The sequence below is a fragment of the Vibrio campbellii CAIM 519 = NBRC 15631 = ATCC 25920 genome, assembly GCF_002163755.1.
Classification (GTDB): Bacteria; Pseudomonadota; Gammaproteobacteria; order Enterobacterales; family Vibrionaceae; genus Vibrio; species Vibrio campbellii.
In genome coordinates, this window is record NZ_CP015863.1 from 236582 (window position 1) to 262320 (window position 25739).

The following is a 25739-nucleotide window of genomic DNA, read 5'->3' on the forward strand; positions in this document are numbered from 1 at the left end:
AAAGAGGGGCTTGAAGATTGTTTTTGTAGCTAGGTCACTAAGGTCTAGTGAGTGGCTTAATTCAGCTGAGGACCTGCTGCCACTAGTGATTTACCTTCTGCGTTGTCAGTGTACTTATCAAAGTTGTTGATGAAGCGCTCTGCCAAGTCTTTCGCTTTGCTTTCCCATTGTAGAGGGTCAACGTAGGTATCACGTGGGTCAAGGATGTTTGGATCGACGCCTGGCAGTGAAGTTGGTACTTCTAGGTTGAAGATCGGAATGTGTTTGGTTTTCGCATCTTCAATAGAACCATCAAGGATTGCATCAATGATGCCGCGTGTATCTTGGATAGAGATACGTTTGCCGCTACCATTCCAGCCCGTGTTCACTAAGTAAGCTTCTGAACCTGCTGCTTCCATACGTTTCACTAGCACTTCAGCGTACTTAGTTGGGTGTAGGGTTAGGAACGCTGCACCAAAACACGCCGAGAAGGTTGGTGTCGGCTCAGTGATGCCACGCTCTGTACCCGCTAGCTTAGCGGTGAAGCCAGACAGGAAGTGGTATTTAGTTTGCTCAGGCGTCAGTTTTGAAACCGGAGGTAACACGCCGAACGCATCAGCCGATAGGAAGATCACTTTGTTTGCGTGACCGCCTTTTGATACTGGCTTCACGATGTTGTCGATGTGATACAGTGGGTAAGACACGCGGGTATTCTCTGTCTTAGAGCCATCATCAAAGTCGATAGAACCATCGCTACGAACCGTCACGTTTTCTAATAGTGCATCGCGGCGGATTGCGTTGTAGATATCAGGCTCGGCTTCTTTCGATAGTTTGATGGTCTTCGCGTAACAGCCGCCTTCGAAGTTGAATACGCCGTCGTCGTCCCAGCCGTGCTCGTCATCACCAATCAGTGCACGTTTAGGATCGGTAGATAGGGTAGTTTTACCTGTGCCAGACAGGCCGAAGAAAACCGCTACGTCGCCTTCTTGGCCCATGTTTGCACTACAGTGCATCGATGCGATGTCTTTCAGCGGAAGGAAGTAGTTCATCATTGCGAACATGCCTTTCTTCATTTCGCCGCCGTACCAAGTACCGCCGATCAGTTGCATGCGCTCTGTTAGGTTGAACACAGTAAAGTTTTCAGAGTTCAGACCGTGTTCTTCCCACTTGTCGTTCGTGCACTTCGCGCCGTTCATTACCACGAAGTCAGGTTCAAACGTCGCCAACTCTTCTTCTGTTGGGCGGATGAACATGTTTTTCACGAAGTGCGCCTGCCACGCTACTTCGGTGATCACTCGAATGCTCAAACGTGTGTCTGGGTTTGCACCACAATAACCGTCAATCACAAATAGACGCTTACCTGAAAGCTGGTTGGTCACTAGCTCTTTTAGGTCGTCCCATACTTCTTTGTTGATTGGTTTGTTGTCGTTTTTCACTGCGTCAGAAGTCCACCACATGTGCTCTTCTGTCGTTGCATCTTTAACAATGTACTTATCTTTTGGTGAGCGACCAGTAAAGATACCAGTGTCTACGGCAACCGCGCCGAGTTCTGTAACCACACCACGTTCATAACCTGTTAGGTCAGCACGGGTCTCTTCCTCAAACAGCATTTCGTAGCTTGGGTTGCGAACAACCTCTTTAACGTTATGCAGTCCGTGTTTGGTCAGATCAATTGTTGCAGCCTTTGTATGTTCCATAACGGTCATAGGTGCTCCTTATAAGGATTTTTGTAGGGATTTTGTAAGAATGTTTTAATTTTTATCTGCTCACCATGCTAGCAACGGGGTGGGGATAAAACAGGGATATAGTTCAAAAAATACCCACGATTTAAGTGGGTTTTAGGTGGCCCGTCACATATTGGTGCGAATAGTTTATCGTGGGCGCAAACCTTTGCGCTAGGGGAAAAGAATTATTAATTATTTAAAATTAAGCGGTTGCTTTATTACGTCTGAGGTTAGGTAATTAGAGGGTTTGATCACAAAAAGGCCAGCATGATGCTGGCCTTTTGAAGGGTAAATTACAAGCTTGTTAAGCTATGAAAATTAATGCAGTGTTTTCTTCTCTGGAGCGGCTTGTGCATAGAGCTCAGTGATCTCCGCTTCGTCAAATGAATATGACGTGCCACAGTAATCACAATGTAAAGAAACTGATCCTTCTTCCGCTAAAATGTCATTAATTTCAGCACGCTCAACGGTAATGATCGCTGCACCACTACGTTCACGAGAACAGCCACAGTGGAACTCCACTGGTTGCGGTTCGTATAGACGAACAGAATCTTGGTTGTACAAGCGGTAAAGCAGTTCGTTTGCCGGTAGAGTGAACAGTTCTTCGTTCTTCACGGTTGCTGTTAATTGCTCTAGGTGCTCGAAGTCTTCGGGTGTACCCGTGCCGTCCGGCATTACCTGAATCATCATGCCTGCTGCGTGAGCTTTACCTTCGTGTTCACCAGTACGGATCCACAGGCGCGTCTTCAACTGCTCTGAGTTTGCGAAGTAGCCTTCGATAACGTCAGCCAGTGTTTCACCTTCTAGGCCAACGACACCTTGGTAACGTTCGCCTTTCTTTGGCTCGATAGTGATCACTAGGTAGCCTTTACCCATCATTTCGTGCAGGCTTGCGTCATCCGCAATGTCGCCTTCCCAACGTGCAACGCCACGGATCTTCTGATCGTGATCGCCATTGATTACAGCCAGTGATACAGGACCATCACCTTGTAATTGGATAGTGATTGAGCCTTCGAACTTCAAAGTTGCCGTTAAAAGAGTGGTTGAAACGAGTAGCTCACCCAACAGTTTTTGCAGTGCTGCCGGATATTCCTTGCTGGAGATAATACGTTGGTATGCTTCATCCAATTGAACCAACTCGCCACGTACTGAAAGATCTTCGAATAGGTAGCGGTTTAAAACATTATTTGCCATGGAGTGCTTTCCTCGTCGGTAATTCCGGCTTTTATTGGTGTTTGAACTTAATGATGTCACGGCGCTGCTTCTTATCTGGGCGGCGTTCCGGACTTGGGTTGTGGGCGTTGAGTTTACGCTGTTTCGCGAACTCTTCGCGTTGGCTGACGCTTTCGTCAGTTTCACGATAGAGCGTTTGAGCGATTGGTGCACCCATGCGACGATCAGAGATTTTCTCGATAATCACCGTCTTCTCTTCATTACCTTGGCGAAGACGAATCTCAGCGCCCAACTCAACGATTTTGCTTGGTTTGCTTCGTTGCCCATTATAGTGGACTTTACCGCCATCGACCATATTGCGTGCGATGGAGCGGGTTTTATAAAATCTGGCAGCCCATAGCCATTTATCTAGCCTTACGGCTTCATTTGCGGAACTCATACGACTCTACACTATCTAATCACTGCAATAATAAGGCAGTAACTGGTGGATTATTCACCTACAGATGGAGCCAAGGCTGTTTTTTTTCAAGGGAGTTGGCAAAAACTGCATAAGAAAAAGGCATGAAAAGGAACTTGTGATATAGTTCACTGCTCTTTGTTGAGTAGTAATTTTATTGAAAATTTAGCAAGATAGAGTCGACACTCTCTACTTATACTTAAGGTCGACCGACGTCAGAATAAAGGAATCAATTCAGTGAAGCGTTTAGAGCTAAGTGCAGGATTAGCAAGCAGCCCGCTACTGGCTCAGATTAAGTCCAACAATCACACCATACAAGCGAAACTCAGTTTGTTCTTAACTTGTCTATTCATAGCAATGACAGGTTGGATATTGGGTAAAGTGGTGTGGCTAGCAATGCCTCAAACTTCTGATGTGACTCAATGGAAGCCATCAGCAGGTGCTGTTGCGTCTACGAATAAAAAGGACGCGATTGATTTCAATGCCCTTCAAAATGCGAACTTGTTCGGAAAGTACACCGAGCAAAAGCCGGTCGTAGTAGAGCAGCCTGTCGTGCAAGATGCGCCTAAAACTCGCTTAAACCTAACACTTGTTGGTGCAGTTGCGAGCAGCAACGCAAAAACGAGCCTAGCGGTGATCGCCAATCGAGGTAAGCAAGCCACTTATGGTATCGGCGAAGAAATTGACGGCACACGTGCAGAATTAAAAGCGGTATTGGTTGATCGTGTGATCATCGACAACCAAGGTCGTGATGAAACCCTAATGCTCGAAGGTATCGAGTACAGCAAACTGTCTGAAACACGTCCAGCAACCCGCCCGCAAGCGGCGAAAGCGGATAAATCATCAGCGGTGAGCGAGAAGGTCGACCAAATTCGTGCGGAGATTTCCAAAGATCCGCAAAGCGTATTCAAGTACATCAACATTTCTCCAGTCAAAAAGGATGGAGGAATCGTCGGTTATCGCGTCTCACCAGGTCGTGATGCGGCGTTGTTTAATGATGTCGGTCTAAAACCTGGTGATATTGCGGTGCAATTAAATGGGATCGATTTAAGTGATCCTTCATCTTCAGTAGAACTGATGCAAGTGATGAACGATCCGCAAGAACTGAATTTGACTGTTGAGCGCGATGGCCAACAGTACGACATCTATATCCAATTGTAATACTTAGGCAAGCTGCGTAAGTTCAGGGAGACATACGTGAAACATTGGTTTAGCAAAAGTACTTGGTTACTTGCAGGGACACTACTCTGCACTCCGGGTGCAATGGCGAACGAGTTTAGTGCCAGCTTCAAAGGCACTGATATTCAAGAATTCATCAATATTGTTGGTCGCAATCTAGAGAAGACCATCATCGTTGACCCGTCTGTGCGCGGTAAGATTGACGTACGTAGTTACGACGTTCTTAACGAAAAGCAGTACTACAGCTTCTTCTTGAACGTTCTGGAAGTGTACGGTTATGCCGTTGTCGAAATGGACAATGGTGTGTTGAAAGTCATCAAAGCGAAAGATTCAAAAACCTCAGCAATCCCAGTTTTGGGTGATGACAGTGCGCAAGGCGACAGCGTGATTACCCGTGTGGTTACGGTGCGAAATGTGTCGGTTCGTGAACTTTCTCCGCTACTGCGTCAACTTATTGATAACGCAGGTGCCGGTAACGTGGTGCACTACGATCCAGCTAACATCATCTTGATCACGGGTCGTGCTGCGGTAGTAAACCGCCTGGCGGAAATCATCAAGCGCGTTGACCAAGCGGGCGACAAAGAAATCGAAGTCGTAGAGCTGCGCAATGCGTCTGCTTCTGAGATGGTGCGTATCGTTGATGCCCTGAACAAAACGACCAACCAAAAGAGCACACCTGAATTCCTAGAGCCAAAAATCGTAGCGGATGAGCGTACTAACTCCATCCTGATTTCTGGTGACCCTAAAGTTCGTGCGCGCCTGAAGCGTTTGATTCGTCAACTTGACGTTGAAATGGCGACCAAAGGCAATAACCGTGTGGTTTACCTAAAGTACGCGAAAGCGGAAGACCTAGTTGATGTACTAAAAGGCGTATCTGACAACCTACAGGCTGAGAAGCAAGCAGGTCAAAAAGGCGCATCAAGTTCACAACGTGGTGAAGTGGTGATTGCCGCTCATGAAGCAACTAACTCGCTAGTTTTGACTGCGCCGCCAGATATTATGATGGCGCTACAAGACATTATTTCTCAGCTTGATATTCGCCGCGCGCAGGTTCTAATCGAAGCCTTGATCGTTGAGATGTCAGAAAGTGACGGCATCCAACTTGGCGTTCAGTGGGGGAACCTGGAAACCGGTGCAGTGATTCAATACAACAATACTGGTGCTTCTATCGGCGGTGTGATGATTGGTCTTGAGGAGGCCAAAGATACAGAGAAAGTCGATAGTCGCTGGGATGAAGATATAAAAGATTGGGTTGACAGAAAAACAACAGAAAAAGGCGATTATTCGACTTTGGCAGCTGCACTTAGTGGCGTTAATGGTGCGGCGATGAGTATTGTGATGGGGGACTGGACCGCGTTGATCAGTGCTGTCTCATCGGATACCAACTCAAATATCCTTTCCTCTCCGAGTATTACGGTGATGGATAATGGCGAGGCGTCGTTTGTTGTCGGTGAAGAAGTACCTGTACTTACAGGCTCGACGGCAGGCTCAAATAACGACAACCCATTCCAAACGGTAGAACGTAAAGAGGTCGGTATTAAACTGAAAGTGGTACCTCAAATCAACGAAGGGAACTCAGTTCAATTGAATATTGAACAAGAAGTGTCTAATGTGTTGGGTGCAAATGGTGCAGTAGACATTCGTTTTGGTACGCGTCAGCTCAACACATCAGTAATGATTGAAGACGGTCAAATGCTAGTGCTTGGGGGATTAGTCGATGAGCAGGCTCAAGAAAGTGAGTCAAAGGTTCCACTACTAGGTGATATCCCAGTCATCGGCCAGTTGTTCAAATCAACCAGCACTTCAACTTATAAGCGAAACTTGATGGTGTTTATCAAACCGACGATTATTCGTGAAGGAATGACGGCAGACGGCATTACTCAGCGCAAATACAACTTTATGCGTGCTGAGCAGCTATACAAAGCGCAGGAAGGTTTGAAACTGATGGATGATTCCAATATTCCGGTGATACCTGAATTTGGTCGTGAGCGTGAGCACCCTGCTGAAATCCAAGCGTTCATTGATCAGATGGTAAAGAATGATGGTTGATATGTTAGACACCGCGCCAAGTATGCGCCGTCTGCCATTCAGTTTTGCCAATCGCTTTAAACTGGTTTTGGAGACGGAGCACCCTGAGCGCCCTCCAATTCTGTATTACGTAGAGCCGCTAAACCCTGCGGCTCTGGTTGAAGTACGTCGAGTACTGAAACAAGACTTTATTCCTCAAGTGATGGACAAAGAAGCGTTCGATAAAAAGCTCACTGAAGCTTATCAACGTGATTCTTCTGAAGCCCGTCAGTTGATGGAAGACATTGGCGCAGACAGCGATGACTTCTTCTCATTAGCAGAAGAGCTGCCTCACGACGAAGATTTGTTGGAATCGGAAGATGATGCGCCAATCATCAAATTGATTAACGCCATGTTGGGTGAAGCGATCAAAGAAGGGGCGTCGGATATCCATATTGAGACGTTCGAGAAAACCCTTTCGATTCGTTTCCGTGTCGATGGTGTATTGCGTGAAGTCTTAACCCCGAGCCGCAAGCTAGCACCTTTGCTAGTTTCTCGTGTGAAGGTCATGGCGAAGCTGGATATTGCGGAAAAACGCGTACCTCAAGATGGTCGTATTTCACTGCGTATCGGTGGTCGTGCGGTGGACGTGCGTGTATCGACCATGCCTTCATCGCATGGTGAGCGTGTGGTAATGCGTCTACTGGACAAGAACGCCACTCGTCTTGATCTGCATAGTTTGGGTATGACGCCTTCAGTGCATGACAACTTCCGTCACTTGATTGGTCGTCCTCACGGCATCATCTTGGTGACCGGTCCGACGGGTTCGGGTAAGTCGACGACCTTGTACGCGGGCTTGCAAGAGATCAACAGCAATGAACGCAACATTCTGACTGTTGAAGATCCTATCGAATTCGATATTGATGGCATCGGCCAAACGCAGGTAAACCCTAAGGTTGATATGACCTTTGCGCGAGGTCTGCGTGCGATTCTTCGTCAAGACCCGGATGTAGTGATGGTCGGTGAGATCCGTGACTTAGAGACAGCACAGATTGCGGTGCAAGCCTCTTTGACTGGTCACTTGGTTATGTCGACACTACACACCAACACGGCTGTGGGTGCTATTACTCGTCTGCGCGATATGGGTATTGAACCCTTCCTGATCTCTTCTTCGCTATTGGGCGTGTTAGCACAGCGCCTAGTTCGAACCCTTTGTTCTGACTGTAAAGAGCCATACGAAGCGGATAAAGAACAGAAGAAATTGTTCGGTCTGGAAGAGCACGAATCGCTGGTTCTGCATCGAGCAAAAGGGTGTGAAGTATGTAACCAAAAAGGTTACCGCGGTCGTACTGGTATTCACGAACTTCTAATGGTGGATGAGAAAGTTCAAGAACTGATCCACAGTGAAGCGGGTGAACAAGAAATTGAAAAAGCCGTACGAGCACACTCGCCAAGCATTCGCAGCGATGGCCTAAGCAAAGTCAGTCGTGGTATCACTTCTCTTGAAGAGGTGATGCGAGTGACTAAGGAAGCGTAATGGCAGCATTTGAATACAAAGCGCTAGACGCGAAAGGCAAACAAAAGAAAGGCACCATTGAAGGAGATAATGCTCGTCAGGTGCGCCAACGCCTAAAAGAACAGGGCATGATCCCTGTAGAGGTGATGGAAGCCAAAGCCAAAGCTGCGAAGTCTTCAGGTGCATCAGTTGGATTCAAACGTGGTATCAAAACCGCAGAGCTCGCCCTAATTACGCGTCAGTTATCAACGCTTGTGCAATCTGGCATGCCATTGGAAGAGTGTTTGAAAGCCGTTTCAGAGCAGGCTGAAAAGCCACGTATTCGCTCAATGATTGCGGCCGTGCGCTCGAAAGTCACTGAGGGTTATCCGCTTGCAGACAGTTTGGGTGATTACCCACATGTGTTTGACGAGCTATTTCGATCTATGGTGGCGGCTGGTGAAAAGTCCGGTCATTTAGATGCGGTATTAGAGCGTTTGGCGGATTATGTAGAAAACCGTCAGAAGATGCGCTCTAAACTGCTTCAAGCCATGATTTACCCAGTTGTGCTGGTGGTGTTTGCGGTGGGCATTGTGTCGTTGCTGCTTTCTTCAGTGGTGCCGAAAATCATTGAGCCAATCATTCAAATGGGGCAAGAACTACCACAGTCGACGCAAATGCTATTGTCTGCGAGTGAGTTTGTCCAAGAATGGGGCTTAATCATTTTTGTTGTCTTTGTGGTGTTCTTTTACGGTTTAAAACTGGCACTACAGAAACCAAATTTTCGTTTGGCTTGGGACCAAAAAATTCTTAGCTTACCACTAATTGGCAAGATTTCTCGCGGTCTGAATACCTCACGATTTGCTCGCACCTTATCGATTTGTACTTCAAGTGCGATTCCTATTCTTGAAGGCATGCGTGTGGCAGTTGACGTTATGTCGAACCGTTATGTGAAACAACAAGTGTTAGTGGCGGCAGACAACGTACGTGAAGGGGCAAGTCTGCGTAAAGCGCTCGACCAAACTCGCTTATTCCCACCAATGATGCTGCATATGATTTCCAGTGGTGAGCAGAGTGGTGAGCTTGAAAGCATGTTGACACGAGCGGCGGACAACCAAGACCAAAACTTTGAATCTACAGTGAATATCGCTTTAGGGATCTTCACTCCAGTGCTGATAGCATTGATGGCTGGTCTCGTTCTTTTCATCGTAATGGCGACATTGATGCCAATGTTGGAAATGAATAACTTGATGAGTGGATAAAATTCGAGTTAAGTCGTGTCTACTAATGACATGGTTTGAATCTAACTTTCGGAGAAAATAATGGAATTTAAACGCAGTAAACAACAAGGCTTTACACTTCTAGAAGTGATGGTTGTTGTGGTTATCCTAGGTATTTTGGCAAGTGTGGTTGTTCCTAACCTACTAGGCAACAAAGAAAAAGCAGACCAACAAAAAGCGATTACTGACATCGTGGCGTTGGAGAATGCGTTGGACATGTACAAGCTGGATAACAGCGTTTACCCAACAACGGACCAAGGCCTAGATGCGTTGGTGAACAAGCCTTCTAACCCAGAGCCACGCAACTACCGTGATGGTGGTTACATCAAGCGTCTACCATCTGATCCATGGGGCAACGAGTACCAATACCTGAGCCCTGGTGACAATGGCACGATTGATATCTTTACTCTAGGCGCGGATGGCCAAGAGGGTGGTGAAGGTCCTGCGTCGGATATCGGCAACTGGAACATGCAAGATTTCCAATAAGCTCTAGCTTAAACCAGCACTAATGAAGAAAATGCAAAAACATCTCGGTTTTACATTGATAGAAATTCTATTGGTGCTGGTTTTGTTATCTCTTACCGCCGTTGCGGTGATCGCTACCTTGCCTACCAGTCAAAAAGACCTTTCCAAACAATATGCACAAAGCTTTTTCCAGCGCTTACAACTGCTTAATGAAGAAGCGGTACTAAGTGGTAAAGACTTTGGCTTGCGTGTTGATGACGTTAAATTCACCTACACTTTGTTGAGCCTGACCCAAGACGGTTGGCAACCACTTGAGTTAAAGCAAATCCCAAGCGAAACAAAGCTTGAAGGGGATATCTCAGTGCAATTGGAATTAGGCGGTGGCGCATGGGGTGACGATGACCGATTGTTCGAGCCCGGCTCGCTGTTTGATGAAGACATGTTTGCCGAGGTGGAGGACAAGAAAAAGAAGAAAGTGAAACCACCTCAAGTGTTCATTTTATCAAGTGCTGAAATTACGCCATTCACCTTATCTTTCTTTCCTGAAGAAGGGGATGCATTCAACGATGGCTGGCGAGTCATTGGTAAAGAAACAGGTGAAATCAAATTGTTAGCACCTGGAGAAGAAGCGGAAGACGATGACAATTCAATATTCTAAGCCAAGCCGTATTGGTTTATCGTACCGCAATGTTCGAGGTATGACGCTACTTGAGGTGCTAGTCGCACTGGCGATTTTTGCTACTGCTGCGATCAGTGTGATTCGCTCAGTGAGCCAGCACATTAATACCGTCAGTTATTTAGAAGAAAAAATGTTTGCAGCCATGGTTGTGGATAACCAAATGGCCAATGTGATGCTCTCGACGGAAAAACTCAAAGCTAAAAAAGGCACTGAAGAGTTGGCGGGGCGTACTTGGTATTGGAAGGTCACTCCTGTTGCCACCGCGCAGCCATTGCTGAAAGCATTTGATGTCAGCGTCGCAACTGAGAAAGAAGCGAGCCCTGTTGTCACGGTGAGAAGTTATGTTGCTGAGTAATAAGCGATATAAGGCGCCAACAATGAAATCAAATCGAGGTTTTACCTTGATTGAGGTACTGGTTTCGATTGCGATTTTTGCCAGCATGAGCGTGGCCGCTTACCAAGTCGTATCGCAAGTGCAGCGCAGTAATGTTCTGTCGCAAGAACGCACCCAACGCTTGAATGAACTGCAGCGTGCGATGGTGATGATGGATAGTGACTTCCGTCAAATGGCTATGCGCCATGTGCGCACCAATGGTGAAGAGCCATCAAAGCAGTTGCTGTTTTGGTCCGAATACCTGCTGGATTCGGATGCGAAAGGTGTGCTGTTTGCGCGTTTGGGGTGGCACAACCCACAACAGCAATTTCCACGTGGTGAAGTCACGAAAGTGGGCTATCGCATTAAAGATGAAGTGCTGCAACGTGTGTGGTGGCGCTACCCAGATACGCCAACAGGGCAAGAAGGCATTGTGACGCCATTGCTTACCAATGTCGAAGAATTCGATATGCGCTTCTTTGATGGAAAATCATGGAAGAAAACGTGGGAAAACGGCAGTGAGTTACCCAAAGCTGTGTCTGTGATATTGAAGCTGAAAGACTACGGAGAGATCTCTCGTACTTACCTGACACCAAATGGAAAACTAGTATCAAGTAGTCAAGATAACTCTGGTGGTGGTAATTCATCTGGAGACAGCAACTCATCTGGAGGCAGTAATGGCTAGTCGTCAACGTGGGGTCGCGCTCCTTATCGTGCTGATGTTACTTGCCATCATGACCACGATAGCCGCAAGCATGTCAGAGCGATTGTTTCTGCAGTTTCAGCGTGGTTCGAATCAAATTAATTACCAACAAGCTTACTGGTATAGCTTGGGGGTAGAAGCGTTGGCTGAGATTGGTATCGAACAGAGCTATGAAGACGACGATAACATCAACTTAAGTCAGCCTTGGGCGATAAAAGAGCAGGTCTACCCGTTGGATTATGGTCAAGCCGCTGGTCGCATCATCGATAAACAAGCCTGCTTCAATTTGAACGTGTTAGCGAGTGTACAACCCTCCGGGGATTCAACAAATCGTCCATACTTAGTACAAGTCTTCCAACGATTGATGGAAGAGAAAGACGTTGAACCTTATCAAGCTGAAGTGATTGCAGACTCGACTTGGGAATATGTCGATAGTGACAGCACGGTACGTTCTACGGCTGGTGTTGAAGACAGCACTTATGAAGCAATGAAACCACAATACTTACCACCAAATGGTTGGATGGCCGATGCGAGTGAGTTACGTGCGGTTTACCAAGTAAGTGGCGATATCTACCAGAAGATAGCCCCAATGGTTTGTGCGCTCCCTAGCGATGACTGGCGCTTGAACATCAATACCATTGAAGTCGAACAAGCGCCTATTTTGGTGGCAATGTTCACGCCGGGCCTTAGCAGCAGCGATGCGGTGCAACTGATAGAAAAGCGTCCTTTTGATGGTTGGGACAGCGTAGATGAATTTTTGTCTGAGTCAGAATTAGCTGGCTTAAGCGATGACGTAAAGAAAAATGCCAAAGGTTACTTAGGAGTCGACAGCGCTTTCTTTGAGCTGGATGTTCAAGTACTGGTGGATGAATCCCGAGTACGCCTCCGTAGCCTTTTACAAAGTACAGATAGAGAAACGGTGACTGTCGTTCGCCGTCGTTTTGGAGGAATCAGTGAGCGAGTTTCTGACCGTTCGGCTGAGTAGCGAACAACAAAGTACCATTCCATGGTTGGTATGGTCGACACAACAGCAAGAAGTGATTGCTAGTGGTGAGCTTGCCGGATGGGAACATCTGGACGAACTGATTGCTTACGCCGATCAGCGACAAATTGTGGCGCTACTGGCGAGTAATGATGTTGTGTTAACAAAAGTGGATATTCCGCCAGGTGCTGCGCGTCAGTTTGACAGCATGCTGCCTTATTTGGTGGAAGATGAAGTCGCGCAAGACGTGGACAACCTGCATTTCACAGTATTAGACAAGCAAGCGGAAGCAGCACAAGTGTGTGCTGTCGAGCGTGCTTGGATTCAAACCATTTTGCAGCGTTTCTCCAGCCAAGGCCTTGTTATCAAGCGTATGCTGCCTGATGTTCTGGCGATGCCTGTTGATGAAGAAAGCAGTTCTGCGGTCCAATTGGGTGAGCAATGGCTGATTCGTCATTCTCAAACTCAAGGTGCGGTTGTCGATGCGTCTTGGCTTGACCTGTACTTATCCTCTTACTTACAAAGTCATGAAGGCTGGAAGCTCGATTGCTACAGTTCTGTGCCTGAGTCTGCAGTGTCAGATATCTGGGTCGCCAAGCCAGAAGAAATGGCGATGGCTCTTCTGGCGAAAGGAACGACAGAAAGTAAGGTCAACCTACTGACTGGTTCTTTCAAGCCAAAATCCTCTTGGGGTAAGTACGTTAAGGTTTGGCAAAAGGCCGCGATTGCTGCGGGTGTATTACTTGTCGTGTTGGTTGGTCAGCAGTTGTTGATGGTGCATAAGTACGAAGCACAGGCCCAAGCGTATCGTGAAGAGAGTGAACGTATCTTCCGCCAAGTTTTCCCGAATAAAAAACGCATTCCTACCGTTAGTTACTTGAAGCGTCAGATGACCGATGAAGAGCGTCGTCTGTCTGGTGGTTCGAGTGATGTGGCGATGCTATCTTGGATTGCTGCACTGCCTTCGACATTAGGTCAGGTTAATGATCTTCAGATCACTAGCTTCAAATATGATGGTCAACGTGGCGAAGTTCGTATTCAAGCGAGCAGCTCTGACTTCCAGCCATTCGAGCAAGCTCGTGTGAAATTGGCAGAGAAGTTTAACGTTGAACAAGGTCAGCTGAACCGCAACGGCAATGTTGTGATGGGCAGCTTCGTGTTGAAGCGTCAGTGAGGTGATGATGAAAAACTTAATCGCACAAGCTCAAACTTGGTGGAGTAGCATCTCACAGCGTGAACAACGTTTGGTGATGGGCTGTGGCGCAATTGCTGTGCTAGGTATCATTTATTGGGGCATCTTGCAGCCAATGAATCAACGTGCAGAGCTAGCGCAATCTCGAATTCAAAGTGAAAAGCAGCTATTAACGTGGGTGCAAAACAAAGCCGATGATATTACCGCACTACGTAAAAGCGGTGGTGTCAGCTTCTCTAATCAACCATTGAACCAAGTAGTCTCCTCATCGGCTCGCCGTTACAAAGTTGAGCTCATTCGCGTACAGCCGCGTAATGACAGTGTCCAAGTGTGGATCAAACCATTGGCGTTTAACCAGATGGTGGATTGGTTGCGTTATCTAAAAGAACAACAAGGGATTGAGGTGGAATTCCTAGACATCGACCGTACCGACCAAGCCGGTATGATTGACGTAAACCGCCTGCAATTTAAGCGAGGTTAAGGTGAAGAAAGCCGTTCTTTATGTGGTGATTTTTATTGCCTTTTTCTCGACCAGTTTGATCGCTGGCTTGCCAATCTCTTGGGTATTGCAACAAGTGCCGACGGTAAAAGGTTTGGATATTCAAGGTGCGCAAGGCACGGTTTGGCAAGGCAGTGCATCCAATGTGCGTAGGCAGCGTCAAAACTTAGGTGAAGTGAACTGGGACTTCCAACTTTCTGGCCTATTAACTGGTAAAGCAGAATTCGCGGTACGTTTTGGTCGTGGGAGCGATATGGACGTGCGTGGACGTGGCTTGGTTGGCTACAGTCTTACCAGCGGTCCATACGCAGAAAACTTAGTTGCGTCGATCCCAGCGGCCAAAGTGGTGGAGCAAGCTCGCCTTCCTGTACCTGTTGGTGTGGATGGGCAGTTTGAGTTGAACATCCGTCATGCGACGTACGCAGCACCCTGGTGTAAGACAGCTGAAGGCACGCTAGTTTGGAGTGCAAGTGGTATTCAAAGCCCACTTGGCAGTCTTGAACTAGGCCCCGTCATTGCTGATTTAAACTGTAAAGACAGCGTGCTTTCGGCATCGGGTGAGCAAAAGAGCAAGCAAGTATCAGCGGCGTTTTCTGCTGAGCTAATGCCAAATCAACGTTACTCTACCAAAGCGTGGTTTAAGCCAGGAGCAGAGTTCCCATCAGGCATGAGTGACCAGCTGAAATGGTTAGGTAATCCAAACGCTCAAGGGCAATACGAGTTTGATTACAAAGGGCGTTTCTAGCCAAATCTGTCATTCAGAACATTATCAAAGAGCTGCCAGTGTGCAGCTCTTTTTGCTTTTGGGTCATGGTAGGCCAAACCCTCTATTCGCTGTACAAGAAATCCAGCTGATTATGGGTTTTGGGCTAAGTTGTTGATTTTTAATTGAATAATTTAAGTGTGTACAGCTAAGGAAGCATTTAGATTATAGTAGGCCAAATACTTATATCGCTGTACAAGAAGAAAAAAGAAAGGCCACGAACTCGATTCGTGGCCTTTAAAATCTAGCAATGGGGCTGATTGGATTGGGGTTAATCTTTGCGCTGGAGAATCTCATCCCATGGCAAATCCGCGTCACCCAGTACGATGAAGTTCGGGTTCTCCAACGTCTCGCGCTCATTGTAAGACAGCGGTTCAAGTTGCGTACTAAGAATTCGTCCGCCCGCTTCTTCTACAATGCATTGTGTAGCAGCGGTATCCCACTCGCCAGTTGGACCTAGACGTAAGTAACAGTCCACTGCACCTTCAGCGACAAGGCAGGCTTTAAGTGCGGCAGAGCCGAGTGGAATTAAATCATAGTTCCAAGCGCTACTCATGCGGCTCGTGATGCGGTTGATGTCTTGGCGACGGCTGATTGCGATAGCGATGTTTTGCCCAGGTTGTTCATGTTTGTGAGTGTGGATTTTCACGCTCTCAGACATGTCTGGAATCTTCCACGCGCCCTTGCCGTTGTAAGCATAATAAGTCACGCCAGAAACCGGACCGTAAACCACACCCATGGTTGGCTTGTTGTTGTCGATAAGGGCGATAATGGTCGCGAAGTCACCGCTGCGCGCGATGAACTCTTGTGTACCATCAAGTGGGTCAACCAGCCAGTAGCGTTCCCATTGCGCACGTTGCTCTAAGCTGATGTCCGCGGCTTCTTCAGAAAGCACGGGGATATCTGGCGTAAGCTCGCTTAAACGCTCGGTGATCAGCTTGTGCGCTGCGATATCAGCACTGGTGACTGGGGTCTCGTCACTTTTGGTGTAAGCTTCGTACTGCTTTTTCTCGTAAATATCGAGAATCAATTGTCCCGCGCTGCGAGCAATTTCGATGACTTGCGGGAGCAGGTGAGATAAATCTTTTGTCATTGGCATAAGTAATGGTCCTTTCTCACAATTATGGTCCAGCTCTTCGGCTGCGATTAGTTTTGTTTGTGAGTGGTGTTTTGTAAGTGTTTCAGTGCCAACATCAACGCTGTGATACTTCGTGCTTCACAAAAATCTAAGTGCGTTAATAGTTCTTCCGCTTGCGCTAATGGCCAGCGAACGATTTCTAATGGTTCTGGCTCGTCACCTTCTTGTTTCTCAGGGTATAGGCTCTGTCCTAAGAACAGCGTCATTTTGCTGGAGAAGTAAGAAGGTGCAAGGATCACCTGTTTTAACGGCGTTAGCTCATGAGAGCCAAAACCAATTTCTTCTTTTAACTCTCGATCGGCCGCTTGTAATGGTGTCTCTCCTGGGTCGATAAGACCTTTCGGAAAGCCCAGTTCGTAGCGTTCTGTGCCTGCCGCGTACTCGCGTACTAACAGTAAGTCTCCTTGCTCAGTGACAGGCACAACCATCACGGCATCGCGACCACTTGGTTTCATGCGTTCATAAGTACGCAGTTCGCCATTAGAGAAGCGAAGGTCGAGGGCTTCCACAGCAAACAGCTTAGATTGTGCGACCGTCTGACAAGAGAGAATCTCTGGTGGGGTCCTTTTCGACATAACGCTGGCTCCTTAGTGTCGTTAACTCATCGAGGGAAATGAGATTTCTTAATATATGAGAAGAAAGCTCGAGTTTCTAGCGTGATGATTCAGCTTAACTCAATTGAAAACAAAAAATGGGAGGCAAACGCCTCCCATTTCTCGTCGATATGCATTACTAGCAAGCCATGAACGACTTAGTAGTAAGAGTGATCACCACGATCGTGCTCAGTTGCATCGCGAACTGCTGTCAGTTCACCAACGAATTGATTAAGAAGCTCTTTTTCAATGCCTTCTTTTAGTGTCACATCGACCATTGAACAGCCGTTACAACCACCGCCAAATGCAACGATTGCGATGCCATCGTCCGTGATTTCAACTAGGTTTACGTGACCACCGTGACCGGCAAGTTGCGGGTTCACTTGAGTTTGGATCACGTACTCAACACGCTCTACAAGCGGTGCATCGTCAGACACTTTACGCATTTTTGCGTTTGGCGCTTTTAGCGTTAGCTGAGAGCCCATTTTGTCTGTCACAAAGTCGATTTCAGCGTCTTCTAGAAACGGTAGGCTTAGCTCGTCAATGAATGCTGAGAAACCGCTGTAAGGGATTTCTGTGTCAGTGCCTTCAACCGCTTCTGGTGGGCAGTAAGATACGCCACACTCTGCGTTTTGGGTTCCTGGGTTAACAACGAAAACTCGGATGTTAGTACCTTCAGGTTGTTGACCTAAAAGGTTGGCGAAATGCGTTTGCGCAGTTTCTGTAATAGTAATATTTGACACGACGAATACCTGAGTAAATTTGTAGGCTATTGCTGCTATTCTACTCCTGTTACCGCCTCGGTCTAGTCTTTTTGATGCTAAGACATGGCGAAGCGATCTAGAGCGAACCGGGCGCAGGAGTTCTGCAGATGCAGTAAATATCGATGCTTTCTACGCCAACTTCAAGTAGTAAATGACATAATTGTCGGACTGTACTACCTGTTGTAACCACATCATCCACAATCGCGACGTGGGAAAAGTCCACCTCACCTCGTAGGGCAAATGCCCCTTGCAAATTTTGCTCGCGACTGGCTTTTTTGTTTCCTCGTTGTGATTGGACGTTTTTGACGCGTTTAAATACCTTGTTTTCATAGCGCACATCTAAATGATGGGCGAGGTGTTTGGCCAAGATGTGGCTCTGGTTGAAACCTCGTTTTAAGAGGCGCTGCCAGTGAACGGGCACACTTGTTATCACTGGGGCAGGCTGCTCAACTCGCTCTGCTAATAATTGAGTGAGCGCGCCCACATGCCAGACTTCGCCGTGATCTTTAAAACGCTGTACTTGTTGAGAGAGCGGGAAGTCATAATCCCCCAAGGTATACAAACGCCGCCATGGTGGTGGCTCTTTCAGGCATTCTCCACACTCTGTGGCGGCTTGTGATTCCTCTTCTGTCATTTTTAAACCACAACGCATGCAGCGCTCAATTGGTGTGAGGTGATCAAAACAGCTGTCACACCAACGCATTAGGTTGGGCGTTTGGCGGTGAGGTATGGGAAATCGGCATAATCCGCATTGGCTACTGAGTACGCGATGCATGATGTTTTGCCATTGATGAGATAACATACAATCCATCCGAGGTGTGCGAGTCATTAGACTAAAGCTTGGATTGCGTGGTAAGGAATAAGATAAGTGGGAGAGAACGAGAGCATGAGCACGAATTTACACTGGCAGTCATTTGGTCAAGGACCAGATTTGGTGTTGCTTCATGGTTGGGGTATGAATGGTGCGGTATGGCAGCAGACCGTTGAGTCTCTTCAACCTTATTTCCGAGTGCATGTGGTCGATCTTCCTGGATACGGACACAGCGCAGAATCTCACGCTGAAGACTTAGCAAAAATCGCTGACCTTGTTCTGCAAGACGCACCAGAAAAAGCTGTCTGGCTTGGCTGGTCATTAGGTGGCTTGGTGGCAACCCACATTGCACTTAATGCTCCGCAGCGTGTAAGCAAGTTAATCACGGTAGCCAGTTCACCAAAATTTGCCGCTGAACGCCCTTGGCGTGGCATTCAACCTAACGTGTTAACCGCATTCACCGATCAATTACTGGAAGATTTCTCTGTCACTATTGAGCGCTTTATGGCGCTGCAAGCGATGGGCAGTCCGTCTGCGCGCAAAGACGTTAAGCAACTCAAGCAAGCTGTATTATCGCGTCCGCAGCCGAATCCTGATTCATTGTTGGTTGGCTTGAATATTCTTGCCGATGTGGATCTGCGTGATGCGCTGACTTCTCTTTCTATGCCGATGCTGCGTCTTTATGGTCGACTTGATGGTTTGGTGCCAATCAAAGTGGCAAGTGATTTAAATGAGCAATTGCCAAGCACTCAGCAGTTTGTTTTCAATCAATCCTCTCATGCACCGTTCATGACCGAACATGAAGCGTTTTGTCTCCAAGTGCGAGAATTTGCTGCTTAATTAGCGAGTCTACAACTCTAAGCGAATAAAACCCTAAAGCTGCTTAAAAATTGGTCGATATAAGTTTTAGCGAACTCTTCTTGCGGGAGGAGTTTGCTGTATTGACGAGTTGGGCGACTCTGAGGAGGGTTCGCAATGATTGTGTCACCGGCTAACGTAAGCGTGCCACTGATCGCCCCATCCGTTAATGTGCAGACGGAACAAGCTGCTCGTGACAATAAAGTCCGAGAACCTGTGACGCCAACAGTCGCACTGGCGAAAACCAATGCGGAGCGCAAAGTAAAAAGTGATGAGAAGCGGCGACGCCAATCCTCGTGGGACCCATCGGAGCATCCAGACTACGAAGTGGAACCCGAGGTGGATACCCGTTATCACGAAGAACCAGAAGACACGCTAGAGCGTCTGTTCGGTTTGCTTGCGCTCAAGAGTTACAGCGAAGATCAGGGTAAGGGTTACGCGATACGCTTTCGATTACCTAAGCGCATTTTGGATGCTGCGGTCAAAGAGGGATTGATGGAAAAGCGCAGGAAGGTGATTAAGTTTCATTATGGTCACTCGGTCGCGCCCCATACACCGTCAGAAGTGATAGCAGTATTATGACGACTCAATATCCTACTCAAATAAAAACGCTCCAAGCGGAACAACTGATTGGAGCGTTTTCTTTTTAGCTATCAAAGCTCGTTAGCGGTGAAGCCTCGGCGAGATTACTTTTTCGCTTTAGCAAACGCGGCTGCAAAAGCACCGCCCATTGCGCTGTTAGATGACGAGTCATCACGGCGAGGCTGACGACGTTGCGGTTGGTCATTACGACGCGGCGCTGCTGATGAGCGTTGGCTACGGTTGTCTTGGCCCGGTTCGTCGTTCATACGCATCGACAAACCAATGCGCTTACGCTGCACGTCCACTTCCATCACCTTCACTTTTACGATGTCGCCCGCTTTCACCACTTCACGTGGATCAGACACAAAGCGGTCTGTCAGTGCGGATATGTGCACGAGACCATCTTGGTGAACGCCGATATCAACGAAAGCACCGAAGTTGGCTACGTTCGATACCACGCCTTCTAGAATCATGCCCGGCTCCAAGTCAGAAACCGAGTTTACGCCTTCTGCGAACGTTGCTGTTTTGAATTCTGGACGCGGGTCACGACCCGGCTTATCTAGCTCTTTGATGATGTCTGTAATGGTTGGAACACCAAAGTTATCGTCGGTGTAATCGACCGCATGCAGACCTTTTAGGAAGCTTGAATCCCCAATCAGTGCTTTGATGTCTTTGTTGTTCTTCTCAGAAATTGCTTTTACCACTGGGTACGCTTCTGGGTGAACCGCAGACGCATCAAGAGGGTTCTTACCATCCATAATACGTAGGAAACCTGCACACTGCTCGAACGCCTTAGGGCCTAAACGAGGTACTTTCTTCAAGGTTGTACGTGCTTCGAAACGACCGTTTTCATCACGGAAGTCGACAATGTTCTGCGCAATGGTGCTCGACAAGCCCGCTACGCGCGTCAGTAGCGCCGCAGAAGCAGTGTTCACGTCTACACCTACTGCGTTTACACAGTCTTCCACAATCGCATCTAGGCGTTTTGCCAGCATTGATTGGCTAACATCGTGCTGGTATTGGCCCACACCGATCGACTTAGGATCAATTTTCACTAGCTCAGCCAGTGGGTCTTGTAGACGACGGGCAATAGACACCGCACCACGCAGAGACACGTCCATATTTGGGAATTCTTTTGCTGCAAGCTCAGACGCTGAGTAAACCGATGCACCCGCTTCACTCACAATGATCTTCTGAACTTTCAGGTTGCCACGTTTGATGACGTCTGCGACAAAGCTATCGGTTTCACGTGAAGCCGTGCCGTTGCCGATAGCAATCAAATCGACGTTGTATTTGCGCACCAACTGATCAACGATTTGCGCTGATTTGTCGTATTGTTTTTGTGGTGGATGAGGGTAGATGGTTTCGGTTGCAAGCACTTTACCAGTCGGGTCAACAATTGCGATTTTTGAACCGGTACGCAGACCCGGATCGAGACCAAGTGTTGCACGAGGACCTGCCGGTGCTGCCATCAACAAGTCTTTTAGGTTGGTGGCGAATACTTCAATCGCTTCGATTTCTGCGCGCTCTTTCATTGCGCCCATTAGCTCGGTTTCCATGTGCATCGATACTTTGATGCGCCATGCCCAGCTGATCACTTGCTTACGCCACGTATCCGCGGGTGCGCTGCTGAGTGTCACGCCGTAGTGGTCAGCGATAATCGTTTCGCAGTAAGACTGACGCGCGCCTTCTTCCTGTTCTGGATCGGCATTCATTGCCAATGTCAGGAAGCCTTCGTTACGACCACGTAGCATCGCCAGTGCGCGGTGCGATGGTACTTTGCTTAATGGCTCGTTGTGGTTGAAGTAATCTTTAAACTTCTCACCTTCTTGCTCTTTGCCTTCAACGACGCGAGCACCCATTTCCGCATTACGGTTTAGATGACCACGGATTTTCTCTAGCAGGTTTGCGTCTTCCGCGATGCGCTCCATGATGATCGCGCGAGCGCCATCCAGTGCGGCTTTGGTGTCTGCTAAGCCTTTGTCTGCATCAAGGTATTTGCTTGCTTCGCTTTCTGGTTCAGTTTGCGGATGATTCCAAAGCTGGTCTGCCAGTGGCTCAAGGCCGGCTTCAATCGCGATCTGACCTTTGGTGCGACGCTTTGGTTTGTAAGGTAGGTACAAGTCTTCAAGGCGAGTCTTGCTGTCTGCCTGAGTGATTTCTTGTTCGAGTTCTGGGGTAAGTTTGCCTTGTTCTTGGATCGACTTCAGGATGGTTTGACGGCGGTCATCCAGCTCACGAAGGTAAGACAGACGGCTGTCTAGAGTACGCAGTTGGGTGTCATCAAGTCCGCCCGTCACCTCTTTACGGTAACGTGCAATAAATGGGACCGTGTTACCGTCATCAATAAGGGTTACAGCAGCGTTGACTTGCTCAGGGCGAACATTCAGCTCTTGAGCAATCATGCGACAGATAGCTTGGCTCATCCGTGTATTCTCTTTAATTCTGTTTGGGTATTGGTTGTGTATAGAACATTGGGGTCATTCATGGAATTTGCAATGTTTTAAACTAGACACACAAAAATTTACCGAGCGCTGGTGGACATCAGTCAGATTTGTGTCAAAACTGTAATTAAATTGAGAACTTATACGTTTGGTTATCGACTAACCCCTATACCTTGGCTCATACGGAAAACAATGATGAAGAAACTGTCTTTGGCTCTGGCGCTCTCTGGTGCCTTATTGGCGACGCCGCTCGCTTGGTCGCAAACACTTTCCGCGACCACTCAAGATCCGATTTACCAACTTGATGATAAAGTCGTATTGGGACGAGTAGAGAGTGTTTACTACAATGATATTCCTGAGCTAAGTGATGTTCCATTCATCGGTAAGATTGATACTGGTGCAGATACCACCTCGATGCACGCAGAAAACATCCACGTTAGCAGCAGTAATCCCGAATACAAAAGCCTCAAAGATGACAAGCTGATGTGGGCCATTATTGATGATCTTGGTGGCACCAAAGCCAAATGGGATGCTGATAGTTTTAAGCCTTACCAAGTGACCGTGAGCTTCACCATTCATCATCCTTACACAGGTAAAGAAATTAAGATCACTGATGATCTTGAGCGCATCAGTGCTATCCGCAGTCGTACCAGTGAAAAACCAATTTTACGTCCGACAGTGAAAATGCCGATGACCATTGCAGGGCACACTGTGGATACCGTGGTCAACCTAACCAAACGCACTCAATTCTCAGCACCTATCTTGATTGGTAAGACTTACCTCGACAACAACGCGTGGGTGTTTGCTGGTTACGATTACCTGCAAGAGCAACAAAAGGCGCAGATGATCGGTAAAAAAGAAACGGTGAATGTTGAAGGCGTGCCATACAAAGTAAGCATTTCGACCACCAGTCGTTACACCAACGTGCACGCGCTTAACATCAAAGTCGATAAGAAGAAAAAACAAGTTTCTTTCACTTTAGAGGGCGAGAACGGTAAGCGTCATCCAATGACATTGCCACTCGTCCGTATGTTGAAAACCAGCAAGAGTGAGCGCCCTTTGGTTTACCTTCCGGTGCAAGTGAGCGAAACCGAGACGCAACAATGGCTGGTATACCTGCGTGATCGCAGCGGTTTTAGTTCGCAAATCCGTTTGGGCAAAGACGTGGCGAGTCAGCACTTCGTGATTGATACCGACAAAGAAAACTTGCTTGGAGGTGTTGAAAAGTCATTTAAGAGCGCGCTGAAATCTAAGCCTCTGGTTATCTCGCCAGAAGAGTCAGTCAACATTGATGGCCACGTACTGCCAGCGTATCCAACTTTCGCGGTGAGAACACCGCTGTTGCGTGTGGATGGCTTTGAACTGACCGAGAAAGACAAAAAAGAAGTCGTGACCTTCTACCTGCCAAGCTCGAAGGGTAAGGAAGAGAAAATCACCAAACGTGTACTGAAGAAGCTCAAAGTAGGGGATTCGGTTCGCCCAGTTGTTGAGGGGGAATTCCTGTTTGGTGATGAAGAGAAGACCATCGAATTTGCCATTGATGTTTTAGAGAAAGATGACCAAGAGCAACCGTTCTTTATCTTCGGCCACAACATGGCGAAAGGTGGTGTGCTGCTGAATACACGTGCAGACCACTTACTCGATGCGCGTCCACTGTTTAAAGCCGGTCATATTGAAGTGGCAGAAGTGGAAGGCATATCTTTCCCGGTGAAGCTGGATACGGGCGCGGATGTGAGCTCGATTAATGCCAAGAACATCAAACAGTTCAAGAAAGATGGCCAAGACATGGTGAGCTTCACTTACGAGAACGACAGCGGTATGAAGAAAGAATTTACCAAGCCTGTTGTCGACGTGATGCGTATTAAAGCCAAGAAAGGTGAGAAAGCCAACGTACGCCCTGTGGTGGAAATGCACGTTAAGCTTGGCGAATTAGAGAAGAAGATTCGAGTTAACTTGCAAGACCGTAGCCGCTTCCATTACAGCATGATTCTGGGTAAGAACTTCTTGAAGCACGGTGCGATCGTTGCCAGCGATACCAACTACATTGTGACCGAGAAGCCTGACTACGAGGAGTAATCCTCAAGGTTGCTATTTAAAACGCAAAAGCCGCACTAAAGAGTGCGGCTTTCTTTGTATCGGGTCATTCAATCAGTTTCTTCGGCTTGATAGCGAATACTATTGATAAACCATTCTTTGTAGCCTTCCGGCGTTCTTACTGCGAATTCGTCATCGACTTCTTTTTTTAGTAGCGCACGAGCCATTGGGGAATCAATCGAGATATAGCCTTTTGCATCGCCATAGATTTCATCGGGACCAACGATGCGGAAATTCTTCACATCGCCGGTTTCATTCTCAATTTCCACCCAAGCACCAAAGAACACTTTGCCTTCTTGCTGAGGTGAGTAATCCACCACTTTGACTTGCTCTAGGCGCTTACGTAAGTATCTGACACGACGGTCAATTTCACGCAGGCGTTTTTTGTTGTATTGATAATCAGCGTTTTCACTTCGGTCGCCCAAGCTTGCTGCCCAAGTGACTTTTTTGGTGACTTCTGGGCGTTCTTCTCGCCATAAAAAGTCGAGTTCGGTTTTTAGGCGATTGTAGCCTTCACGGGTAATTAAATTGGTTTTCATTAGAAGTAAATCAGCCTTTATTGGATTCTGTTGATCATAGTAGCCTTGATTTTGTCTGACTGTAAATTGTTGTGATGAGAAGAAAAACGGCGTGAAACATCGAAAAAATTCATCAAAACCGTGGCTAAGATAAAAAGAGTAACAATTTGCACAAGCACGTTTGAAAAAACAGTGATACATTTTTGGCTATAGATGTCTCTGAAAGGATGTTTCAATGCAGGAAAATCATAAAATATTAGTGGTTGATGACGATGCTCGTTTGCGTGCTCTGTTGGAGCGTTACCTTTCTGAGCAAGGTTTTCAAGTGAGAAGTGTCGCTAACGGCGAGCAGATGGACCGCCTTCTGACCCGTGAAAACTTCCACCTTATGGTGCTGGATTTAATGTTGCCGGGCGAAGATGGCTTATCGATTTGCCGTCGTTTACGTCATGCGAACAACATGCTGCCTATTCTGATGTTGACGGCGAAAGGCGATGAAGTCGATCGTATTGTTGGTCTAGAGGTGGGTGCAGACGATTACTTACCAAAGCCGTTCAATCCGCGTGAATTGCTGGCTCGTATTAAAGCAGTACTTCGCCGCCAAACAGTTGAACTGCCCGGTGCACCAAGCACAGAAGAGAAAGTCGTTGAATTCGGTGATTTTCGTCTGAATCTGGGTACGCGTGAGATGTTCCGTGGTGATGAAGCGATGCCACTGACCTCGGGTGAATTCGCGGTGCTGAAAGCGCTTGTGACCAACGCTCGTGAGCCGATGTCGCGTGATAAACTGATGAACATGGCTCGTGGTCGTGAATACTCAGCGATGGAACGTTCTATCGACGTTCAAATCTCACGTCTACGCCGCATGCTAGAAGACGACCCAAGCAAGCCACGCTACATCCAAACGGTATGGGGCTTAGGTTATGTGTTCGTTCCAGATGGCAAATTAGCGTAATTACCTTTAAGGTCTGCCGATGATCCTCGGCT

The 25739-nt window shown here is 47.5% G+C and carries 25 protein-coding genes; 16 read left to right on the forward strand and 9 right to left on the reverse strand.

The annotated features are described in order from the left end of the window. Nucleotides 1-56: 56 nt before the first annotated feature. From pckA to hslR, 3 genes are all read right to left on the reverse strand, one after another. Nucleotides 57-1685: a phosphoenolpyruvate carboxykinase (ATP) gene (gene pckA / locus A8140_RS01190; RefSeq protein ID WP_005529079.1), complete on the reverse strand. Its 1629-nt coding sequence runs from the start codon at nt 1683-1685 to the stop codon at nt 57-59. Nucleotides 1686-2021: 336 nt separating this feature from the next. Then, nucleotides 2022-2897 carry an Hsp33 family molecular chaperone HslO gene (hslO, locus tag A8140_RS01195; protein ID WP_005529081.1) on the reverse strand — a complete coding sequence of 292 codons (876 nt, stop codon included), beginning with the start codon at nt 2895-2897 and terminating at the stop codon, nt 2022-2024. Nucleotides 2898-2928: 31 nt separating this feature from the next. Then, nucleotides 2929-3315 carry a ribosome-associated heat shock protein Hsp15 gene (gene hslR / locus A8140_RS01200; protein WP_005430076.1) on the reverse strand — a complete coding sequence of 129 codons (387 nt, stop codon included), beginning with the start codon at nt 3313-3315 and terminating at the stop codon, nt 2929-2931. 255 nt (nt 3316-3570) lie between these two features. Between hslR and gspC the strand changes: the two genes are divergently transcribed. From gspC to A8140_RS01260, 12 genes are read left to right on the forward strand one after another with little or no spacing between them, the layout of a single operon-like run. Next, nucleotides 3571-4494 (forward strand): type II secretion system protein GspC, encoded by a 924-nt coding sequence (gene gspC / locus A8140_RS01205; protein ID WP_005529083.1) that lies wholly within the window; start codon nt 3571-3573, stop codon nt 4492-4494. 36 nt (nt 4495-4530) lie between these two features. Beyond that, on the forward strand, nt 4531-6561 hold the full coding sequence (gene gspD, locus A8140_RS01210) for a type II secretion system secretin GspD (protein ID WP_005529086.1): 2031 nt from the start codon (nt 4531-4533) through the stop codon (nt 6559-6561). Continuing rightward, the gene (gene gspE / locus A8140_RS01215) at nt 6554-8056 is read left to right on the forward strand and encodes a type II secretion system ATPase GspE (protein WP_005529089.1); all 1503 of its coding nucleotides are present in this window, start codon (nt 6554-6556) and stop codon (nt 8054-8056) included. Before gspD ends, gspE begins: the two co-directional genes overlap by 8 nt. Continuing rightward, a complete protein-coding gene (gspF, locus tag A8140_RS01220) occupies nt 8056-9276 on the forward strand; it encodes a type II secretion system inner membrane protein GspF (protein WP_005430086.1) in 1221 nt (406 codons plus the stop codon). Before gspE ends, gspF begins: the two co-directional genes overlap by 1 nt. Nucleotides 9277-9336: 60 nt before the next feature. Next, a complete protein-coding gene (gene gspG, locus A8140_RS01225; RefSeq protein ID WP_005529091.1) occupies nt 9337-9780 on the forward strand; it encodes a type II secretion system major pseudopilin GspG in 444 nt (147 codons plus the stop codon). 31 nt (nt 9781-9811) lie between these two features. After that, entirely contained in the window at nt 9812-10417 is a 606-nt protein-coding gene (locus tag A8140_RS01230) for a prepilin-type N-terminal cleavage/methylation domain-containing protein (protein ID WP_005529093.1), read from the forward strand. Next, nucleotides 10398-10793, forward strand: a complete 396-nt coding sequence (gene gspI / locus A8140_RS01235) for a type II secretion system minor pseudopilin GspI (protein ID WP_005529095.1) — start codon at nt 10398-10400, stop codon at nt 10791-10793. Before A8140_RS01230 ends, gspI begins: the two co-directional genes overlap by 20 nt. A gap of 22 nt (nt 10794-10815) precedes the next feature. Continuing rightward, nucleotides 10816-11496, forward strand: coding sequence for a type II secretion system minor pseudopilin GspJ (gene gspJ / locus A8140_RS01240; protein ID WP_005529097.1), 681 nt, complete (start codon nt 10816-10818; stop codon nt 11494-11496). Further along, nucleotides 11489-12499, forward strand: a complete 1011-nt coding sequence (gene gspK / locus A8140_RS01245; RefSeq protein ID WP_005529099.1) for a type II secretion system minor pseudopilin GspK — start codon at nt 11489-11491, stop codon at nt 12497-12499. The genes gspJ and gspK overlap by 8 nt, the downstream gene beginning before the upstream one ends. Continuing rightward, complete coding sequence (gene gspL / locus A8140_RS01250) at nt 12468-13670, forward strand: type II secretion system protein GspL (RefSeq protein ID WP_005529102.1); 1203 nt, start codon at nt 12468-12470, stop codon at nt 13668-13670. Before gspK ends, gspL begins: the two co-directional genes overlap by 32 nt. A gap of 7 nt (nt 13671-13677) precedes the next feature. Further along, entirely contained in the window at nt 13678-14169 is a 492-nt protein-coding gene (locus tag A8140_RS01255) for a type II secretion system protein M (protein WP_005430160.1), read from the forward strand. A 1-nt stretch (nt 14170) separates the two neighbouring features. Then, nucleotides 14171-14932 (forward strand): type II secretion system protein N, encoded by a 762-nt coding sequence (locus A8140_RS01260; protein WP_005529103.1) that lies wholly within the window; start codon nt 14171-14173, stop codon nt 14930-14932. A gap of 289 nt (nt 14933-15221) precedes the next feature. On the opposite strand, the gene cysQ is transcribed toward A8140_RS01260, so the two are convergent. From cysQ to A8140_RS01280, 4 genes are all read right to left on the reverse strand, one after another. Then, the gene (gene cysQ / locus A8140_RS01265) at nt 15222-16049 is read right to left on the reverse strand and encodes a 3'(2'),5'-bisphosphate nucleotidase CysQ (RefSeq protein WP_005430183.1); all 828 of its coding nucleotides are present in this window, start codon (nt 16047-16049) and stop codon (nt 15222-15224) included. 47 nt (nt 16050-16096) lie between these two features. Continuing rightward, the gene (gene nudE, locus A8140_RS01270) at nt 16097-16663 is read right to left on the reverse strand and encodes an ADP compounds hydrolase NudE (RefSeq protein WP_005430103.1); all 567 of its coding nucleotides are present in this window, start codon (nt 16661-16663) and stop codon (nt 16097-16099) included. A 176-nt stretch (nt 16664-16839) separates the two neighbouring features. Further along, nucleotides 16840-17424, reverse strand: coding sequence for a Fe-S biogenesis protein NfuA (nfuA, locus tag A8140_RS01275; RefSeq protein WP_005430072.1), 585 nt, complete (start codon nt 17422-17424; stop codon nt 16840-16842). 97 nt (nt 17425-17521) lie between these two features. Continuing rightward, complete coding sequence (locus A8140_RS01280) at nt 17522-18247, reverse strand: ComF family protein (RefSeq protein ID WP_029388870.1); 726 nt, start codon at nt 18245-18247, stop codon at nt 17522-17524. 84 nt (nt 18248-18331) lie between these two features. Here A8140_RS01280 and bioH point away from each other — a divergent pair, with 84 nt between their 5' ends. Then, nucleotides 18332-19096: a pimeloyl-ACP methyl ester esterase BioH gene (gene bioH, locus A8140_RS01285; protein ID WP_005529108.1), complete on the forward strand. Its 765-nt coding sequence runs from the start codon at nt 18332-18334 to the stop codon at nt 19094-19096. Nucleotides 19097-19231: 135 nt separating this feature from the next. Continuing rightward, nucleotides 19232-19696 (forward strand): hypothetical protein, encoded by a 465-nt coding sequence (locus A8140_RS01290; RefSeq protein WP_005430182.1) that lies wholly within the window; start codon nt 19232-19234, stop codon nt 19694-19696. 104 nt (nt 19697-19800) lie between these two features. On the opposite strand, the gene A8140_RS01295 is transcribed toward A8140_RS01290, so the two are convergent. Continuing rightward, nucleotides 19801-22122: a Tex family protein gene (locus A8140_RS01295; RefSeq protein ID WP_005529110.1), complete on the reverse strand. Its 2322-nt coding sequence runs from the start codon at nt 22120-22122 to the stop codon at nt 19801-19803. Between the two features lie 210 nt (nt 22123-22332). Here A8140_RS01295 and A8140_RS01300 point away from each other — a divergent pair, with 210 nt between their 5' ends. After that, on the forward strand, nt 22333-24216 hold the full coding sequence (locus tag A8140_RS01300) for a putative ATP-dependent zinc protease (RefSeq protein WP_086015916.1): 1884 nt from the start codon (nt 22333-22335) through the stop codon (nt 24214-24216). 68 nt (nt 24217-24284) lie between these two features. Here A8140_RS01300 and greB read toward each other — a convergent pair whose 3' ends face one another. Further along, nucleotides 24285-24773: a transcription elongation factor GreB gene (gene greB / locus A8140_RS01305; RefSeq protein WP_005529114.1), complete on the reverse strand. Its 489-nt coding sequence runs from the start codon at nt 24771-24773 to the stop codon at nt 24285-24287. A gap of 214 nt (nt 24774-24987) precedes the next feature. Between greB and ompR the strand changes: the two genes are divergently transcribed. Continuing rightward, nucleotides 24988-25707, forward strand: a complete 720-nt coding sequence (gene ompR, locus A8140_RS01310; protein ID WP_005529117.1) for an osmolarity response regulator transcription factor OmpR — start codon at nt 24988-24990, stop codon at nt 25705-25707. Nucleotides 25708-25739: the final 32 nt, after the last annotated feature.

Excerpts from the sequence above, each read along its gene's own strand:
- pckA (WP_005529079.1), bottom strand. The coding sequence starts at position 1,685 with ATGACCGTTATGGAACATACAAAGGCTGCAACAATTGATCTGACCAAA.
- hslO (WP_005529081.1), bottom strand. The coding sequence starts at position 2,897 with ATGGCAAATAATGTTTTAAACCGCTACCTATTCGAAGATCTTTCAGTA.
- hslR (WP_005430076.1), bottom strand. The coding sequence starts at position 3,315 with ATGAGTTCCGCAAATGAAGCCGTAAGGCTAGATAAATGGCTATGGGCT.
- gspE (WP_005529089.1), top strand. The coding sequence starts at position 6,554 with ATGGTTGATATGTTAGACACCGCGCCAAGTATGCGCCGTCTGCCATTC.
- gspF (WP_005430086.1), top strand. The coding sequence starts at position 8,056 with ATGGCAGCATTTGAATACAAAGCGCTAGACGCGAAAGGCAAACAAAAG.
- gspG (WP_005529091.1), top strand. The coding sequence starts at position 9,337 with ATGGAATTTAAACGCAGTAAACAACAAGGCTTTACACTTCTAGAAGTG.
- A8140_RS01230 (WP_005529093.1), top strand. The coding sequence starts at position 9,812 with ATGCAAAAACATCTCGGTTTTACATTGATAGAAATTCTATTGGTGCTG.
- gspI (WP_005529095.1), top strand. The coding sequence starts at position 10,398 with ATGACAATTCAATATTCTAAGCCAAGCCGTATTGGTTTATCGTACCGC.
- gspJ (WP_005529097.1), top strand. The coding sequence starts at position 10,816 with ATGAAATCAAATCGAGGTTTTACCTTGATTGAGGTACTGGTTTCGATT.
- gspK (WP_005529099.1), top strand. The coding sequence starts at position 11,489 with ATGGCTAGTCGTCAACGTGGGGTCGCGCTCCTTATCGTGCTGATGTTA.
- A8140_RS01255 (WP_005430160.1), top strand. The coding sequence starts at position 13,678 with ATGAAAAACTTAATCGCACAAGCTCAAACTTGGTGGAGTAGCATCTCA.
- cysQ (WP_005430183.1), bottom strand. The coding sequence starts at position 16,049 with ATGCCAATGACAAAAGATTTATCTCACCTGCTCCCGCAAGTCATCGAA.
- nudE (WP_005430103.1), bottom strand. The coding sequence starts at position 16,663 with ATGTCGAAAAGGACCCCACCAGAGATTCTCTCTTGTCAGACGGTCGCA.
- A8140_RS01280 (WP_029388870.1), bottom strand. The coding sequence starts at position 18,247 with ATGTTATCTCATCAATGGCAAAACATCATGCATCGCGTACTCAGTAGC.
- bioH (WP_005529108.1), top strand. The coding sequence starts at position 18,332 with ATGAGCACGAATTTACACTGGCAGTCATTTGGTCAAGGACCAGATTTG.
- A8140_RS01290 (WP_005430182.1), top strand. The coding sequence starts at position 19,232 with ATGATTGTGTCACCGGCTAACGTAAGCGTGCCACTGATCGCCCCATCC.
- A8140_RS01295 (WP_005529110.1), bottom strand. The coding sequence starts at position 22,122 with ATGAGCCAAGCTATCTGTCGCATGATTGCTCAAGAGCTGAATGTTCGC.
- A8140_RS01300 (WP_086015916.1), top strand. The coding sequence starts at position 22,333 with ATGATGAAGAAACTGTCTTTGGCTCTGGCGCTCTCTGGTGCCTTATTG.
- greB (WP_005529114.1), bottom strand. The coding sequence starts at position 24,773 with ATGAAAACCAATTTAATTACCCGTGAAGGCTACAATCGCCTAAAAACC.
- ompR (WP_005529117.1), top strand. The coding sequence starts at position 24,988 with ATGCAGGAAAATCATAAAATATTAGTGGTTGATGACGATGCTCGTTTG.